The following is a 17,376-nucleotide window of genomic DNA, read 5'->3' on the forward strand; positions in this document are numbered from 1 at the left end:
TACTTACATTGTAAGTGAGGATGCGCAAGAGGATCAGAAAGCGCCGCACTCGGCCAGGATTTGCCCCGTCGGCCGACCCCGCGCGGCCATGATGCGGATGCGCGCCTCGTTGGTCAGCACCTCCCACGCGGCCTCCTCCACCTTTGGCCAGAGCGCATGAGGAACCACCACCACGCCATTTTCATCGCCAAAGATCATATCATCGTGGGCGATGCGTATGTCGCCGATCATCACCGGCATGTTCATCGAACCCAGCGTGCCTTCATATTTGATATCGTCGCAATAGGACCGCCGCGCATAGACCGGCAGGCCCAGCAGCGACACATCGCGGCTGTCGCGCGTTACGCCATCAATCACCGCGCCCACCGCCCCCGCCCGGATCGCCAGCGTGGCGTTCAGATCGCCGAAATAGGCAAAGCCGGGCGCCTCATTGGCCACCGCGATGATGCAGCCGGGGCGCACGAAGCGATAGGATTCCAGCGCATCGTAAATGCCCTTCCACCGCCCGCTCTCGCGCTCCTGCGGGGTGATCGCCACCAGTTGCAGTGTCCGCGCGCGGCCCAGCATCTTGCCCGGACTGGTCGCCCCGATATGCGGCGGCAAAACCGCGCGAAACCCCATCTCCTTGGTAATATCGGCCAGCACCGGCGAGGAGAGATAGGGCGTGAGCGCCCGCAACCGCGTCACCTCCTGCGCCCGCTCTCCTGCGCAAAGCATCTCGGCCATGATCAGATCGGCGGGATTGTTGATATCCACCTGCTCGGTCGGGTCCAGTTCGAAGAGGATGGGGTTGCGCCCGAATCGCTGGGTCGGCACCGGCTCTCCGGGGCGGCGGCGCACGATATAAAGGCTCATCGCCTCGATCACCGTGGGCGGCAATTCGACGCTGTTCGGGATGCGCCCGCGCCCATAAGCCGGTTCATCGCCGTTCCAGCAATATTGCTTGGCCCGGCAAACCGCCACCAGACTGTCGGCCTGAGGATTGTCGATCAATGCCTGAATGGCCCGCGCCACCGTCTTTTCGGTGACGAAGGGCGCGGTGCACAGCGCCTGAAGATAGAAATCATAGGGGCCGCCTGCCGCATCCGCCGCCGCGCATTCCCACGCAAACAGCCCATGCCCATCGCAGGCATTGCTGGCCAGTTCGGCCGGACGATGCAGGCGGCGCACCGCCAGATCGCCCGCCAGCCCCCCGATCACATCGCATTCCGTGTCCAGATAGACCGCATCCACCCCATCGCAGGCCAGCAATTGCCGCAATTTGCGCAGGAACAGATGGTCGCCATCCAGCACCTGCGTGTTCTTCGCCTCGATCCGCTCGCTGTTGCCTTTGGCAGGCATCAGCGCGGCCACGCGGGGGCGAGCGATGGGCTTGGAGTGAGCATTCATAGATTTTGCACCAGATCGACGCTGTGAACCATGCCCGCCAGACAACCGGCGTCATCGGTCACGGGCAGAACGGAAAGCCCCGCCCCATGGCCGCGCATCAGATCGAGCGCGTCGCCCATGGTGGCCGAGACAGGAAGGGTGACGGGTTTTGCGCGCATCACCTGCGCGGCATGGGTGGCGTAAATATCGGCGCGCTCGGCAATCGCTCGGCGGATGTCGCCATCCACGATCAACCCGGCCAGAAGCGCGCCCTCCACCACGCAGGCCGCGCCCATCCGCCCCCGCGAGATCGCGCCGATCACCTCGGCCAGCGTGGCATCAGGCGCAACGCATGGCACATCGCCGCCCCGGCGCATCACCGCGCGGACCGGCTGCGCCCGCTGGCCCAGCGCGCCCGCCGGATGGCTGCGCAGGAAATCCTCGCGGGCAAAACCGCGCAACTGACTGGCCGCCACGGCCATCGCATCGCCCATCGCCATTTGCAGCGTCGTGCTGGCCGTGGGCGCCATGCCCAGATGGTCGGCCTCCCGCGCGATGGGCAACAGCACCAGCGTATCGGCCGCGCGGGCCAGCGGCGTATCCCACCGCCCGATCAGCCCGATCAGATGGCACCGCCGCTCACGCAATCCCGGCAGGATGCGCATCAATTCCACCGTGGTCCCGCTATTGGAAAACAGCATGACCACGCTGCCCGGCGTCACGGCGCCCAGATCGCCATGGCTGGCATCGCCTGCCGACAGCGAAAAGGCAGGCGTGCCAAGGCTGGAAAGCGTGGCCGCGATCTTGGCCGCCACCAGCCCCGATTTGCCCACCCCGCAGCACAGCACCGGCAGGCGCGAGGCGGCCAGCGCATGGATCGCCCCGGACAATCCCTCAGGCGGAGAGGCCAGACAATCTGCCAACGCCGCCATTTCCCCGCGCAGCACCTCCAGCGCCCATTCCAGCGCGGGCGTGGTCGTCAATTCGACGGCGGGATTAAAGGCAGGCCGGGGGATCATGACGCCACCACGTCCAGCGCGTCGAGATTGGCGTCCATATCGTCAAATGTCGGCTGCCCCTTGGCATGGCGCATCAGGAGGTTGAGATCGACCACTTCGGGCCGCAGCAGACGCGCGGCCAGATGCCAGCCAAACCAGCGCCGCGCCGCATCCCGGTCCGGCCCGGCCAACTCGCCCGGATCGCCGCTGGCGCGCAGCCATGGCGCCATCGCCCGGTGTCCGACATGCAGCATCGGCTTTCCGGCAAAGGCGGCCAGCGTCCAGCTTTTCGACAGGTCGGTGAACACCGCCGATGCCCCCGCCACCATCGCTTCGGTGCCATGCTCGGCCATGGTCAGCCGGTCGGGCGCAGCGGCGATGAAGGCGTCGAGCGCGCTGCGATCCACGTGCAGCCGGTTGAGCGGATGGTCGGTAACCTCGATCCGCCATTCATCCGGCAAACGCGCCAGCAGCGATTGCAGCAGCGCCACCCCATCCTCATGCGCGGCATGGCGCAGGAACAGGTTCTCCTCATGCTCATAGGGCAAGGGCACGGCCAGCGTGGGGCGCGAGAGAGGCACAGAGAAAGGCCCGAACCACCCGGCCGCCACGGCCCACAGCGCATCGACCCGCGCGGCCAGTTCGGCGGGCAGAACGGCTTCGTCCGGCATGAAACCATAGGAGAAAGGCGCTTCCTCCAGCACCACCCATGCCGGATCGGTGGCAAAGGGGGCCGCCGCGCCCTCCATGATATGGCGCACCGTGCCGGGAAACATCGCGGGCGTGGCAAAATCGCTGCTGCGCGCAAGGGTCAGGTCGGGCCGTATCCCGGCCACCGTTTCGATCAGCCCCGGCACCGCCGCGCCATGCATGCGGAACTGGGCCGGGTCGCCCTCGTCGATCACATGCCAGCGCAGCTTTTCCTGCGCCAGCAAAGGCTCAAGCTGCGCGCCCTCCACCCCGGTGTTGCGCCACAGCGGGGCCACCATCACATGGATTTCCTTGACCCATGGATCGGCGTTGAGCCGCAGCAGCATCGGCGTCACGATGGCCTCGAACCACCATGGCGTGATGACCGGAAGATAAAAGAAAAGGCGCATCCCGTTCCCTAAAACCTGGCGGCAGGAGGTTTTCCTCCCGCCGCCAAGCTTTATGAACAAGGATGCCTAAGGCATGGCTGAGCCTTGCCTCGGCAAATGCCCTTAGGCGGGTTTTAGAAAGTCAGGACGATGCGCCCCTCGATCTTGCCCGCGATCATCTTGTCAAACACCGCGTTGATGTCATCCAGCTTGGCGGTTTGGATCGTGCTTTTCACCTTGCCCTCGACGGCAAAGGCGATGGCTTCGGCCAGATCGCGCCGCGTGCCGACGATAGAGCCGCGCACCGTGATGCGCTTCAGCACCACATCGAAGATCGGCGTGGGAAAAGCGCCCGGCGGCAGGCCAACCAGCGCCACCGTCCCCTTGCGGCGCACCATGGCCAACGCCTGTTCAAAAGCAGGCACCGAAACCGCCGTGACCAGCACGCCATGCACGCCCCCGCCCGTGGCCTCGACCACGCGGGCCGCCGCATCGGGGTCCAGCGCATTGACCGCCAGATCCGCGCCCAGTTCCAGCGCGAGGTCGAGCTTGTCCTGCCCCACATCGACGCCCACGACCTTCAGCCCCATCGCCTTGGCATATTGCACGGCGACATGGCCAAGCCCGCCCACGCCTGAAATCGCCACCCATTCTCCGGGCCGCGCCTCGGTTTCCTTCAAGCCCTTATAGGTCGTCACGCCCGCGCACAGGATCGGGGCCAGCGGCACCAGATCCGCGTCGGCGGGCAAACGCCCGACAAAGGCGGCGGGCGCCGTCACATATTCGGCATAGGTGCCATTGACCGAATAGCCGGTGTTATGCTGCTTTTCGCACAGGGTTTCCCACCCCGTCTGGCAATATTCGCATTGCCCGCAGGCATCATGCAGCCATGGCACCCCCACCGCATCGCCAATCACCAGATCATCGACCCCTTCGCCAAGGGCGACGACATGGCCCACGCCCTCATGGCCGGGAATAAACGGCAGGGTCGGCTGGACCGGCCAGTCGCCATGGGCGGCGTGAAGATCGGTATGGCAAACGCCCGTGGCCACCAGTTTCACCAGCACCTCGCCCCGCGCGGGGGTGGGCACGGGCCATTGCTCGATGGTGAGCGGCGCACCAAATTCGCGGACGACCGCCGCGCGCATAGTGGCGGGAATTGTGGGGGAAAGCGAAGTCATGGAGAATCTCCTTGAAAGGCTGGCGCTTACCTAGCCCGCTCTTTTCCCCCTGGCCTTGATGCGGGTCAAAGGTTTTGCGCTATGGCGACCCCCGCCGCATGGCCGCTGGCCCATGCCCATTGGAAATTATAGCCGCCCAGCCAGCCCGTCACATCCACCGCCTCGCCAATGGCATAAAGGCCCGGCACGGTGGATGCCTCCATCGTCTTTTGCGACAGGCCGGTGGTGGCGATGCCGCCTGCGGTCACCTCGGCCTTGGCATAACCCTCGCTGCCATCGGGGTTAAAGCGCCAGTCGGCCAAGGCGCCTTCCGCCGCGCGCAGGGCCTTGTCCGAATGATGGCCCAGATCGCCCGCCAGCGCCAACCGATCCGCCAGCGCCACCGCCAGACGATCAGGCAAATGCGCGCCCAGCACACGGCGCAGGCCCACCTTCGGATTGGCCTTCTTGGCCTCGACCATCCAGCCCGCCGCCAGATCGGGCAGGAAATTGATGCCCAATTCCGTGCCGCGCTGCCAATAGGAGGAAATTTGCAGGATCGCCGGACCCGACAGCCCGCGATGGGTGAAAAGCGCCGCCTCGCGGAAGGCCGCCTTGCCCCATGGCCCATCGGCCACCCGCGCCTCGACCGGGGTGGCCACGCCCGACAATTCGCGGAACAGCGCCTCATCCCCCGGCAAGGTCAAGGGCACCAGTGCGGGACGCGGCTGCACGACCTTAAGCCCGAATTGCCGCGCAAGATCATAGGCAATGCCGCTGGCCCCCATCTTGGGAATCGAAGGCCCGCCCGTGGCGATCACCAGATGGCGCGCCGACAGCGTCCGATGGCCTGCGCGGACATGGAACATGCCATCAGCATGGCTGACCTCGCCCAGCGACAGGCCGCAGGCGATCTCGACGCCACCGATCCGGCATTCCTCGACCAGCATGGCCAAAATCTCGCGCGCCGAACCATCGCAGAACAATTGCCCCAGCGTCTTTTCATGCCACGCAATGCCATAGCGCTCGACCAGTTCGAGGAAATCGGCGGGCGTATAGCGCGACAGGGCCGAACGGGCGAAATGCTTGTTGGCCGACAGATAACGTTCGTGGGTGGCGTGAATATTGGTGAAATTGCAGCGCCCGCCGCCCGAAATCAGGATCTTGCGCCCCGGTTCCGGCGCATGATCGACCACGATCACCCGCGCCCCGCGCGCTCCGGCCTGCGCGGCACAAAACAGCCCCGCCGCCCCCGCGCCCAGCACGATGGCATCATGATTTTCGCTTGTCGGTTTCATCGCGCCGCCCTTAGGCGATCATGCCACCGCGCGCCAGCATCGATCTGCGGCTTGGAATAGACGGTTTTCTGCCCTAGAACCCCCGTCATGTTGCCCGACGAGATGATCAAACACAGCCCCATCGCCGCCGTCGTGAGCGATCCCCGGCTGCCCGACAATCCGATTATTGCCTGCAATCAGGCCTTTATTGACCTGACCGGGTTTGCCCGCGAGGAAATCATCGGGCGCAATTGCCGTTTCCTGCGCGGGCCGGATACCGAGGGGGAACTGACCGAAACGTTGCGAAACGCAATCCACAATCGCCAGCCCGCCATCGTCGAAATCCGTAATTACAAAAAAGACGGCACCCCGTTTCGCAATGCCGTGATGATCGCGCCGGTGTTCGATGCCGATGGCGATGTCGAATATTTCGTCGGTTCTCAGGTCGAGGTTGTCGATCAGAACCGGCAAACGCGCGAAGAGGCGCTGGCCCGCGTCAACGCCCTGCCTCCGCGCCAGCGCCAGATTCTGGTCGAAATGGCCCGTGGCAAGCTGAACAAGCAGGTGGCGTGGGAATTGGGCCTGTCGGAGCGCACGATCAAGATGCACCGCTCGGCCATGTTCAAGACGCTGGGCGTGCGATCCAGCGCCGAGGCGATCCGCGTGGCAGTCGAGGCCGGACTCTAATCCAGCGGGCCTCTAACGCGGGCGCAGCGAAAGGGCCACGCCCAGCCCCGCCGCGCAAATCCCGCCTGTCAGCGCCACCACGCCCGGCCATTGCCAGTGCTGATAGAACCAGCCGCCCGCCGTGCCGGTGATCCCGGCGCCAAGGTAGTAAAACAACAGATAGAGCGAGGCGGCATGGCCCTTATCCGGCCCCGCCCATTGGCCTACCCAACCGCTGGCGGCGGCATGAGCCGAGAAGAAGCCCAGCGTGAGCAGCAAGATGCCCAGCACGATCAGCACCAGCGCCCCCGACAGCGTCAGCAAAGCCCCGCCCAACATCGCCACCAGCCCCATGGCCAGCACCGGGCGCCGCCCCCATGCCTCGGTCATATGGCCGGTGATGGATGAGGAAAAGATGCCCGAGATATAGGTGAGGAAAATCGCACTGATCGCGCCGTGGCCCAGCGAAAAGGGCGGGCGGACAAGGCGAAAGCCGACATAGTTGAACAGGGTGACAAAGACGCTCATCAGCGCGAAGGCGATGAAGAACAGGCGCAAAAGGCCATTATCCTGCATCAACCGCCACCACACCGCCCGGTGATGCGCCCAGCCCAGCCCCCGCTGCGGCACGAACCGGCGCGAGGACGGCAACAGCAGGCCAAAGCCCAGCGCGGCGGCCAGCCCCAATCCCCCCATTGCGCCCAGCGCGATGCGCCATGAGCCAAACTCGGTGAACCATCCTGTGGCAAAGCGGCCCATCATCCCACCAAAGGCCGTGCCCGCGACATAGAGTCCCATGGCTTTCACCAAATCGGCAGGGTGCATCTCCTCGGCAATATAGGCCATGGCAACGGCCGGAACGCCGCCCAGCGCCACCCCTTCGAGCAGCCGCGCCGCCACCAGCCATGGCCAATGCGTCGCCACCCCTGCCACCAGATTGAGCAGGCTGGCCGCGATCAGCGAGCCGAGCATCAGCGAGCGGCGCGGCATCGCCTGACCAATGGCTCCGGCCAAAAACACCGCCACGGCCAGCGCGCCCGATGTGAGCGACAGCGCCAGCGAGGCCCCCGCCGGGGCCAGCCCAAATTCGCGCGCGAATTCGGGCAGCAGCGGCTGGACGCAATAGAGCAGCGAGAAAGTGGCATTGCCCGCCAGAAACAGCGCAAGGCTGGCCCGGCGATATTCGGCGCTGCCCCGGCGCATTCCGGCAAAAGGCACAGGTTCAGTCATGGGCGCCGCGATGCGCCATCATGGGGCGGATTCCAAGCGCTTACTTTTCCACCGCCCCCTTGAAGGCCGCCCCGGCATCGACCGTGGCGCGATAGGCAGGCGCAACCCGCGCCCGCGCCGTCTGTTCATAGACATAGCCCGCGCTCAGCAATTTGCCCTCCTCATAGGGCCGCGCGATAAAGGACAGGCCCACCGGCAGCCCCCCCACCAGCCCCATCGGCACGGTCAGATGCGGATAGCCCGACACCGCCGGCAGACCGCTGGCCGAAGGTCCGCGAAACTGGTCATTATAGATGGGGTCGATCAGCCATGCCGGACCGGTGGTGGGCTGCACCAGAATATCGGCCTTGGCCAACATCACCTCCAGCCCTTCCTTTGCCGCCAGCCGCAAGGATTTGGCCCGCGCGCCCAGATATTCCGGGTCGGCAATCCCGCGTGTCCCCTCGGCCTCCTCGAAACTCTCCTGCGCAAACAGGGGCATTTCCGCCTCAGCATTGGCCCGGTTAAAGGCGATGATGTCGGCCAGCGTCCGCAGCTTTACCGCCGCCGTCGCCCCGGCCAGATAGGTGTTGAGATCGGCCTTCAGCTCACTGCGCAACACCTCATGCTCGGCCTGTCCCAGACCGTCGAGTTCGGGCTGCGCCACCTCGGTCAGTTCAGCCCCCTGAGCCTTCAACACTTCCAGCGCGGCGGCGAACCTTTCGGCCAGAGCCGCGCCCGTCGCCGGGCGGTAATAGGCCACGCGCACCCCCTTCAGGCTGGCCTGCGCCAGCGGGGCCGCATAGTCCTGCTTATGCGCGTCGGCCTCCGCCGTGGCCGGATCGCCCGGATCGCTGCCCGCCATGGCCGAGAGCATCATCGCCACATCGCGCACACTGCGCGCCATCGGGCCGGGCGTGTCCTGACTGTGGCTGATCGGCACGATATGGCTGCGGCTGACCAGCCCCACCGTGGGTTTCAACCCGACAAGGCCATTGAGCGAGGAGGGACAGACCACCGACCCATCCGTCTCCGTCCCCAGTCCGCCCGCGCCGAAACTGGCCGCCACACCAGCGCCCGTGCCGCTCGATGATCCGCAGGGGCTGCGGTCCAGCGCATAGGGGTTGCGCACCTGTCCTCCAAGCGCGCTCCACCCGGAAATCGAATGGGTCGAGCGGATATTGGCCCATTCCGACAGATTGGTCTTGGCCAGAATCACCGCCCCGCCCGCGCGCAGCCGCGCCACCACCGGCGCATCGCGCCCGCCCACATTGTCGCGCAGCGCCAGACTGCCCGCCGTGGTGGCCACCGGGTCCTGCGTCTCGATATTGTCCTTGATCAGGATCGGAACGCCATCGAGCGGACCAAGCGCCTTGCCCTGCCGCCGCCGCGCATCCGAGGCGCGAGCCTGCGCCATGGCGTCGGGGTTGAGGGCGATAATCGCGCGCAATTGCGGCCCCTTGCGGTCCATGGCCGCGATGCGCTCCAGATAGGCGCCCGTCACCGCCTCGCTGCTGACCGCGCCCCGCTCCAGTTGGGCCGAGATTTCCCAGAGCGGCACTTCCTCCACTCGGGTCGCGGCCTGCGCCGCCATTGGGATTACTATCGCCGCCGTTAATGCGATCCAACGCCATGCCATCCGCACACCCCCCGTTTGCCCGGCGAATGTAGCGCGCCCAGTCATGCTGGCAATGCGCCAAAATGCGCGCCATAGATCGCGCCATGACCGACCCCCGCCCCGCCTCCCGCGCCCTGACGCCAGCCGAAACGGCCATGGTCGTCGATATGTTTGGCGCGGCGATAGATCCGGGACCGGTGCGCGTGATCCGGCGGCGCTGGTGGTGGTTTCAGCCGCGCAATGTGGTGATGGCCCCGCGCGGGAGCCTACATTTCCACCCCGAAAGCCAGCTGTGGCACCCATGTTTTGCCCAAGGATCGCTGGCGGCGCAAGGATTGTTCATCCACGAAATGGTCCATGTCTGGCAGCATCAGTCGGGCATGAACCTCCTGCTGCGCCGGATGCCGTTCTGCCGCTATGATTATACGCTGCGCCCCGATGCCGCATGGGCCGATTACAATATCGAGCAACAGGCCGAGATCGTCCGCCACGCCTTTCTGCTGCGCCAAGGCGCATCATGGGCCGACGCCCCGCCGCTGATCGATCTGGAGCGGCTTATCCCTTTTGGCCGGGGAAAATAGCGTATCGGGCAGGGCTTGACCGGGCCTCGTTCCGCCTGTTCACTCAGGCCAAGGGGGACCACGCTTGGCCGCACATGACAACCAGCTTCAGGCCGCGCTGAAATCGCGCCATGTCTCGATGATCGCGATTGGCGGCATCATCGGCGCGGGGCTGTTCGTCGGCTCGTCCAGCTCGATTGCACAGGTCGGCCCGGCAGTGGTCATGTCCTATGGGCTGGCGGGGCTGGTCGTGCTGATGGTGATGCGGATGATGGCCGAGATGGCCGCGCTGCGCCCCGGACTTGGCGCGTTCACCGAACTGGTGCGCGAAGTGCTGGGGCCGCGCGCGGGGTTCGTCTGCGGCTGGCTCTATTGGTATTTCTGGGTCATCGTCGTGCCGATCGAGGCGATTGCCGGGGCCAAGATCCTGCATATCTGGATCGACGCGCCGGTCTGGGCCATCGGGGTCGCGCTCTTGGGTATGCTGACCGGGGTGAACCTGATGTCCACCCGTTCTTATGGCGAGTTCGAATATTGGTTCTCGCTGATGAAAGTTCTGGCGATTGTCAGCTTTATCGCGATTGCGGGCGTCTGGGTGTTCGGGATCACCTCGCCCACCGGGCCGACATGGAGCAATCTGAACGCCTATGGCGGCTTTGCCCCGCATGGCTGGGGCGCGGTGCTGGCGGGCACGGCCAGCGTGATCTTTGCCCTGACCGGCGCGGAGATCGCCACGGTGGCGGCGGCCGAATCGCATGAACCGGCCCGCACCATCGCCCGCATCACCAGCAGCGTGGCCGCGCGGATCATCCTGTTTTACGTGCTGTCGCTGCTGCTGATCGTGGCCGTGATGCCATGGACATCCATCGTGCCGGGAACCTCGCCATTTGCCATTGCGCTGGGCCATATGGCGATTCCCCATGCCGAATTCGTGATGAATCTTGTGGTGCTGGTGGCGGTGCTCTCCTGCCTCAATTCGGGCATGTATGTGACCAGCCGGGTTTTGTTCGTTCTGGCCGACAAGGGCGATGCGCCCGCATGGCTGGTCGCGGTCAACCGACGCAAGGTGCCCGCCCGCGCAATCCTGATCGCCAGCCTGTTCGGCTATCTGGCGCTGGCTGCCTCGGTCATCTCGCCCGAACTGGTGTTCTCGTTTCTGGTCAATGCCTCGGGCGCGCTGATGCTGTTCATCTATTTCACCGTGGGCGTGGCCCAGATCGTCCAGCGCCGCCGGATCGAGGCGGAGGGCCGAGAAACCTTGCCGATCCGCATGTGGCTGTTTCCCTATCTCTCCTATGCCACGCTGGGCGCGATCCTGAGCATTCTGGTGGCCATGATGTTCGCGCCTGCGCGGCGGGTGGAACTCATCAGCAGCCTTATCACGCTGGGCGTGGCGATGGGGGCGGCGTGGTGGAGGCGGCGTTAGGCCATTAACGGCAATGTGCGCATCCTCTGCCCGCTGGCGGCGAAAACCGCATTGGCCAGCGCGGGCGCCACCACCGCGCAGGGCGGCTCACCCATGCCGCCCGGATCGGCCTGACTGGCGATGATATGGGTGGCGATGCGGGGCGCCTCATTCATGCGCAGGATGCGGAAATCGTGGTAATTCGACTGCTGCGCCGCGCCGTCCCTCATCGTGATTTCGCCATAGAGCGCGGCGGAGAGGCCAAAGATCACCCCGCTTTCCACCTGCGCCTCGATGCCCAGAGGATTGATCGCCAGCCCGCAATCCACCGCAATCGTCACGCGCGGCACGCTGATCTGGGCGTCCTCCACCTTGGCCTCGACCACCGCGGCAATATGCGTGCCCCATAATTTGAGCACGGCAATTCCCATCCCCTGCCCCAGCGGCAAAGCACGTCCCCAGCCCGCCTCCTTGGCCGCGCGGGCCAAGACCGCCCGGCTGCGCGCATCCTGCATCAGGGCGAGGCGATAGGCCAGCGGATCAGCCCCCGCGCCATGGGCCAGCTCGTCGATAAAGCTTTCTACCACAAAGCACGAGCGCAAGCCCCCCACCCCGCGCCACCAACTGGTCGGCACCGCGCTTTCCACCTGCTGAAACGTGACGTGATGGGCCGCCACCGCATAAGGCATCTCCACCGCGCCCTCGATGGCATCACCATCCACGCCCTTGAACCCATCGCCCATCAACCGCGCCATGATCGAGGAACCGGCGATGCGATGCTCCCACGCGATGGGCCTGCCCTTGTCATCCACCGTGGCGCGGATGCGGTCGGCATAGGCGGGGCGGAACATATCGTGCTGCACATCCTCCTCGCGGCTCCAGACCAGCTTGACCGGATAGGGCACCGCCCGCCCCAATTCGACCGCGCGCAGCACCATGTCGGTTTCCAGCCGCCGCCCGAAACCGCCGCCCATCTGAAAGTTGTGAAAGGTCACCTTATCCTCGCCTAGCCCCAGCGCCTTGGCCGCATCGGCGCGGGCTTGAGCGGGAACCTGCGAACCGGACCAGATTTCGCAGCCTTTTTCCGTCACATGGATGGTGCAGGCCAAAGGCTCCATCGCCGCATGCGCAAGGAATGGCTGATGATATGTGGCGGAAAATTCGCGGCCCCGCGCAGCGTTCAGATCGCCCTGCGCCTTGGCCGAATGGCCGGGGCGGGTAAGAGCGGCATCCAGATCAGCGACAATCGCGCCCTGTTCGGCCGGTTTCGGCCCCGGTGCCCATTGCACATTGGCCGCCACATAGCCTTGCAGCGCGGCCCAGTAATGATCGGCCACGACAAAGACCACATCGCGGCCCTTGACCAGTTTGACCACGCCGGGGATGGCCAGCGCCGCCTTTTCATCCAGCCCGGCCAGCGTGCCGCCATAGATCGGGCATTGCGCCAGCGTGGCCACCTTCATGCCGGGCAGACGAAAATCAATCCCAAACTGCAATGCCCCGGTGATCTTGGGCCGCGCGTCGATACGACGGGTGGGCCGCCCGATCAGGCCTAACCGATCACGCAGGGGCGCCTCGCGAGGCAGGCTCGCCGCCGCGATCAGATCGCCCATCGCAATACGCCGCTTGCCCGCAACCACCATGCCATCGACCAGATCGCATTGCCCCGGCGCGATGCCCCACTGCCGCGCCGCCGCCTCGATCAAACCCACACGCGCCCGCGCGGCGGCCTGTCGCATGGGCTTGTACACTTCGCGGATCGAGGTCGAGCCGCCCGTCTCCTGCGTGATGGGCGCAAAGCGGGGCGCGTCGCCATCGGGAATGCTCACCCGCACCTTGTTCAAGGCCACGCCCAATTCCTCGGCCACCAGCATGGAGAGCGAGGTGATCACCCCCTGTCCCATCTCGGTCTTGGGCAGGGCCAGTTCGACGCCCAAGGACGTCACCGAAATATAGGCATTGGCCGCCAGCGCTCCGCCCGCCGCCCCGCGCGCCACCGGCACAACCAACGCCGCGCCAACCGCCGCCGCGCCCTGCAACACACCCCGGCGCGAAAATCCGCCCTCGCTCATCGCCCGCCTCCTGCCGCCAGTTTCACCGCTTTGCGAATGCGCGGATAGGTGCCACAGCGGCACAGATTGCCGCTCATCCCTTCGTCAATCGCCGCATCGTCGGGGCGCGGATTGGCCTTCAGCAAGGCGCAGGCCGCGATCAACTGGCCGGGCTGGCAATAGCCGCATTGCACCACATCAGCCTCCTCCCACGCCTGTTGCAGCGCCGCGCCATGCGGGTCCTCGCCCAGCCCCTCGATCGTGGTCACATCGCGCCCGATCACCGCGCGCAAAGGCGTCTGACAGCTAAAGAACCGCTGCCCCCCGATCAGCACGCCGCAGGCCCCACAAAGCCCCACGCCGCATCCGAATTTCGTGCCCGTCATGCCCACCATATCGCGCAGCACCCACAGCAAGGGCACATCGGCGGCGGCATTGTCGATACTGTGCTTTTGCCCATTCACACTCAGGATGATCGGCATGATAATTCCCCCTTGCCGCGGATGCTAAACCATGACCCCCACGGGCGAAAATACGCAAAGCTGGCGCGGCTTTGACCCTTTGCGGCGGCGCGGCATTCTGCAATGATCGGGCCGATTTGCGATTGGGGGGAATGGGTATGAGAAGGCAGACCGCTTTGATAGGATGGTGGCTGCTGGCTTTGGCCGCCCCGGCATCCGCAGCCGACCTAGAGGCGCAGATCCGCGCCGTTCTGGCCAAACCGGCCATAGAGGGCACGCGCTGGGGCCTGCGGGTGGAGGACAAGGAGGGCCATGTCATCGCCTCCATCGCGCCCGATGAAAGGTTTCAGCCCGCGTCCAACACCAAGGTCTTCGTCACCACCGCCGTGTTTGACGCAATGGCGCGCGGGCCTTTTCCCAATATGGGCAATGGCGTGCGGATCGAAAACGATCATGGCCGCCAGAACATCGCGCTGATCGGGCGCGGCGATGCGATGATGAAGGACACGCCCGATTGCGAAAAGGACTGCCTTGCCGCTCTGGCCGATGCCGTGGCCGCGAGCGGGGTGCGGCGCGTGGGCGATGTCATCGGCGATGACAGCTTCATGCCCTTTGAACGCTGGATCATTTCCGACCGCATCCGCCCCGGCACGCGCACCCAGATTTCGGCGCTGACGATCAATGACAATGAGCTGACCGTGCTGGCCAATCCGGGCGATGCGGTGGGCGCGCCGGGGCGGGCCGCGCTGGAGATAGCCGCGCCAGACATGGAGATCATCAACCAGATCACGACCGGCGCGCCCGATTCCCGGCCAGAGGCCATGGTCGAAATGATCCCCGGCATGCGCCAGATCCGTCTGTTCGGCTCGCTGCCCCTTGGCGGCAAGCAGCAGCGGCTGGATTTCGACATTGACGATCCGGCGGACTATGCCGCGATCCGTCTGGCCCAACTGCTGCGCGAAAGGGGCGTGAAAGTGACCGGCCATCCCCGCGCGCGTCATGCGCCAATGGGGCCGGTGGATCTGATCCCCGCGCCGGTCGCGCCCGCCATTCAGGCCAAGGATCTCTCCACCCTCACCCCGCCCGATCTGATCGAGGATCTGACTATTACCTCGAAGGTCAGCCAGAACCTGCACGCCCATCTGTTTCTGAAGAAACTGGCGTTGACGCAGGGCTTTTCACCCACCACGCCCGCCGGGCGGATCGTGCTGAACCAGACGATTGCGCGGGCCGGTCTGCCCGCCGCTGCTCATGATTTCTATGATGGTTCGGGCCTCTCGCCCGACAATCGCATCACGCCGCGCGCGATGGTGTCCTATCTCCACTGGGTCGAGGCTCAACCATGGGCTGCGGACTGGCGCAAGACCTTGCCCATCGGCGGGGTGGACGGCACGCTGGGCCGCCGGATGAAAAATCCCGTGCTGCAAGGCAAGGTCTTTGCCAAGACCGGCACCTTGCTGGCGGCCAATGCGCTGGCGGGCTACATGATCGCGGCCAGCGGGCGCGAATTGACCTTTGCCATCTATGCCAATGACCGGCCATCGGGCGCGCCCTCGGTCCTGCCCGCGATGGACGAGGCGCTGGCGCTGATCGCGGCGGCAAACTAAAAGCGCCACCATGAGCAGTCATCAGCCGCAACGGCACCTTCACAGCCTGCATGCGATGCTGCTGGCGCTGGGCATGATCATGTCCACCGATGCGCTGAAAACCGCGCCCACGATTGTCGCTTCGATCGGCCATTGGCATTTTCTGGGCCTGTGGGTGGCGGGGGCGGCGATCTCGGTAGTGGGCGGATTGTCCTATGTCGAAATGGCCGCCGCCTTTCCCGATGCGGGGGGCGAATACAGCTTCATCCGCCGCGCATGGGGCGAAAGGGTCGGCACGCTTTACGCATGGTCGCGCTTTGCCATCATGCATACCGGATGGGTGGCGCTGATGGCGCATCTGGCCGCCGATTATATAGGCGCGCCGCTGGGGCTGGGCGCGGGCGGGCGGCTGGTGCTGTCGGTGGGGCTGGTGGCGGCGATGACGGGGCTTAATCTGGCCCATGTGCGGCTGGGTTTCCTGACGCAGGCTTTGCTGGTGCTGGCCGTGGCGCTGGGTTTCATCAGCGTCATTCTGGCCGGGATCGTGGTTCCGGCCGCCCCCATCATGCCAGACGCCCCGCGCCCCGGCATGGGCGGGATCGCCGTGGCGCTCATCTATATCTTCCTTGCCTATGGCGGGTGGAGCGATGCGGCCACCCTGTCGGCCGAGGTGCGGTCCGGGCGGCGGGGCATGTTCATCGCGGTGATCGGCTCGATCGGCCTGCTGGGGCTGATCTATGTCGCGCTCAACTGGGCGCTGATGCGCGGCCTTGGCGAGAGTGCGCTGGCCCATTCGGTAGCCCCTGCCGCCGATCTGGCACGCATGGCCTTTGGCTGGCCGGGACAGGCGCTGGTGGTGGCGGTGGTCGGCATATCGGCGGTGGCCAGCATCAATTCGACCATCATCGTTTGCGCCCGCACCACCTATGCCGCCGCACGCGATCACCCCGGCCTTGGCGCTCTGGCCCATTGGCATCCCACGCGCGGCGCGCCCACCCGCGCGGCGCTGGCGGTGGGCGGCGTATCGCTGGTACTAACGTTGCTCTCCGCGCTGACGGGCAGCGGATTTAACGCGATGGTGGATTATATGACGCCGGTCTATTGGCTGTTCATCGGCATGGGCATGGCCGCCGCGATCCGCTTGCGGATCATGCATCCCACCCTGCCGCGCCCGGTCAGAACGCCGCTCTTTCCGCTGTTTCCCGCCATTTTCATCGCTCTGGCGGCCTATATGCTCTATGCCTCCTTTGTTCAGCTTGGGCTGGGCGCGGTGTTTGGCGCAGGGGTTCTGGCGCTGGGCGCGGGGCTGGATTTTCTATTGCGCCGCCGCGCGCAAGCATACGCAAAATAGCGCTTTACGGCGGTCTTGGCGGCGTCATCCCCGCGTGCCACAAAGGCTCGTCCTTCCATCAGGAGTTGAACCAATGAAACGCCTTTTGACCGCCGCCGCTCTCCTTGCCGCAATCCCCGCCGCGGCGCAGGCGCAGGATGTCACCCGCATTCCGGGCGGGGCCACCTCGCCCATTCTGGCGGGCGTGTTCGTGCCGGCCAAGGCAGATATGCTGATCCTGTCGGGTCAGGTGCCCGCTCCTGCTGTTCAGGGCGGCGCGCCCGACGCCATCGCCACCTATGGCGACACCAAAACGCAGGCGATCAGCACGTTCAAGAAGATCGAAGCCCTGCTGAAATCGCAGGGTTATGAAATGTCCGACGTCATCAAGCTGACGGTCTTCCTGGTCGGCGATCCGGCCAATGGCGGCAAGCTGGACTTCAAGGGCTTTAACGAAGCCTATGGCCAGTTCTTCGGCACCGCCACCCAACCCAACAAGTCGGCCCGTTCGGTGGTGCAGGTGGCCGCGCTGGCCGGTCCCGCCTTCCTGGTGGAAATCGAGGCGACCGCCGCCAAGACGCCCAAGAAGTAAGCATGTCCAAGGGCGG

Annotated in this window: 15 protein-coding genes; 6 read left to right on the plus strand and 9 right to left on the minus strand. The window is 65.6% G+C overall.

The window, feature by feature from the left end; genetic code table 11:
- Positions 1 to 33 precede the first annotated feature (33 nt).
- The 5 genes from GGR38_RS08590 to GGR38_RS08610 form a co-directional block, all read right to left on the minus strand.
- Positions 34 to 1,389: an RraA family protein gene (locus GGR38_RS08590; RefSeq protein WP_221227041.1), complete on the minus strand. Its 1,356-nt coding sequence runs from the start codon at positions 1,387 to 1,389 to the stop codon at positions 34 to 36.
- Positions 1,386 to 2,387, minus strand: a complete 1,002-nt coding sequence (locus GGR38_RS08595) for a KpsF/GutQ family sugar-phosphate isomerase (RefSeq protein ID WP_183624525.1) — start codon at positions 2,385 to 2,387, stop codon at positions 1,386 to 1,388. The genes GGR38_RS08590 and GGR38_RS08595 overlap by 4 nt, the downstream gene beginning before the upstream one ends.
- A complete protein-coding gene (locus GGR38_RS08600) occupies positions 2,384 to 3,466 on the minus strand; it encodes a hypothetical protein (RefSeq protein ID WP_183624527.1) in 1,083 nt (360 codons plus the stop codon). The genes GGR38_RS08595 and GGR38_RS08600 overlap by 4 nt, the downstream gene beginning before the upstream one ends.
- Before the next feature lie 113 nt (positions 3,467 to 3,579).
- Complete coding sequence (adhP, locus tag GGR38_RS08605; protein ID WP_343059045.1) at positions 3,580 to 4,605, minus strand: alcohol dehydrogenase AdhP; 1,026 nt, start codon at positions 4,603 to 4,605, stop codon at positions 3,580 to 3,582.
- An 86-nt stretch (positions 4,606 to 4,691) separates the two neighbouring features.
- Positions 4,692 to 5,903, minus strand: a complete 1,212-nt coding sequence (locus GGR38_RS08610) for a BaiN/RdsA family NAD(P)/FAD-dependent oxidoreductase (protein ID WP_183624531.1) — start codon at positions 5,901 to 5,903, stop codon at positions 4,692 to 4,694.
- Between the two features lie 87 nt (positions 5,904 to 5,990).
- On the opposite strand from GGR38_RS08610, the gene GGR38_RS08615 reads away from it, so the two are divergent.
- Positions 5,991 to 6,569 carry a PAS domain-containing protein gene (locus GGR38_RS08615; protein ID WP_183624533.1) on the plus strand — a complete coding sequence of 193 codons (579 nt, stop codon included), beginning with the start codon at positions 5,991 to 5,993 and terminating at the stop codon, positions 6,567 to 6,569.
- 12 nt (positions 6,570 to 6,581) lie between these two features.
- Here the strand turns inward: GGR38_RS08615 and GGR38_RS08620 are convergent, their stop codons facing one another.
- Positions 6,582 to 7,778, minus strand: a complete 1,197-nt coding sequence (locus GGR38_RS08620; RefSeq protein ID WP_221227042.1) for an MFS transporter — start codon at positions 7,776 to 7,778, stop codon at positions 6,582 to 6,584.
- Between the two features lie 40 nt (positions 7,779 to 7,818).
- On the minus strand, positions 7,819 to 9,396 hold the full coding sequence (locus GGR38_RS08625; protein WP_183624535.1) for an amidase: 1,578 nt from the start codon (positions 9,394 to 9,396) through the stop codon (positions 7,819 to 7,821).
- An 83-nt stretch (positions 9,397 to 9,479) separates the two neighbouring features.
- Here GGR38_RS08625 and GGR38_RS08630 point away from each other — a divergent pair, with 83 nt between their 5' ends.
- Entirely contained in the window at positions 9,480 to 9,956 is a 477-nt protein-coding gene (locus GGR38_RS08630; RefSeq protein WP_183624537.1) for a vgr related protein, read from the plus strand.
- Between the two features lie 64 nt (positions 9,957 to 10,020).
- The gene (locus GGR38_RS08635) at positions 10,021 to 11,361 is read left to right on the plus strand and encodes an amino acid permease (RefSeq protein ID WP_246404362.1); all 1,341 of its coding nucleotides are present in this window, start codon (positions 10,021 to 10,023) and stop codon (positions 11,359 to 11,361) included.
- On the opposite strand, the gene GGR38_RS08640 is transcribed toward GGR38_RS08635, so the two are convergent.
- The gene (locus tag GGR38_RS08640) at positions 11,358 to 13,412 is read right to left on the minus strand and encodes a xanthine dehydrogenase family protein molybdopterin-binding subunit (protein ID WP_183624539.1); all 2,055 of its coding nucleotides are present in this window, start codon (positions 13,410 to 13,412) and stop codon (positions 11,358 to 11,360) included. The two genes, GGR38_RS08635 and GGR38_RS08640, sit on opposite strands and share 4 nt — an antisense overlap.
- On the minus strand, positions 13,409 to 13,873 hold the full coding sequence (locus tag GGR38_RS08645; RefSeq protein WP_183624541.1) for a (2Fe-2S)-binding protein: 465 nt from the start codon (positions 13,871 to 13,873) through the stop codon (positions 13,409 to 13,411). The genes GGR38_RS08640 and GGR38_RS08645 overlap by 4 nt, the downstream gene beginning before the upstream one ends.
- A gap of 137 nt (positions 13,874 to 14,010) precedes the next feature.
- On the opposite strand from GGR38_RS08645, the gene dacB reads away from it, so the two are divergent.
- The 3 genes from dacB (at position 14,011) to GGR38_RS08660 (ending at position 17,360) form a co-directional block, all read left to right on the plus strand.
- Complete coding sequence (dacB, locus tag GGR38_RS08650) at positions 14,011 to 15,459, plus strand: D-alanyl-D-alanine carboxypeptidase/D-alanyl-D-alanine endopeptidase (protein ID WP_183624543.1); 1,449 nt, start codon at positions 14,011 to 14,013, stop codon at positions 15,457 to 15,459.
- A 10-nt stretch (positions 15,460 to 15,469) separates the two neighbouring features.
- The gene (locus GGR38_RS08655) at positions 15,470 to 16,789 is read left to right on the plus strand and encodes an APC family permease (RefSeq protein ID WP_183624545.1); all 1,320 of its coding nucleotides are present in this window, start codon (positions 15,470 to 15,472) and stop codon (positions 16,787 to 16,789) included.
- Positions 16,790 to 16,862: 73 nt separating this feature from the next.
- Complete coding sequence (locus tag GGR38_RS08660; RefSeq protein WP_183624547.1) at positions 16,863 to 17,360, plus strand: RidA family protein; 498 nt, start codon at positions 16,863 to 16,865, stop codon at positions 17,358 to 17,360.
- Positions 17,361 to 17,376 lie beyond the last annotated feature (16 nt).

It is taken from the genome of Novosphingobium sediminicola (assembly GCF_014196525.1).
GTDB classification, from domain to species: domain Bacteria; phylum Pseudomonadota; class Alphaproteobacteria; order Sphingomonadales; family Sphingomonadaceae; genus Novosphingobium; species Novosphingobium sediminicola.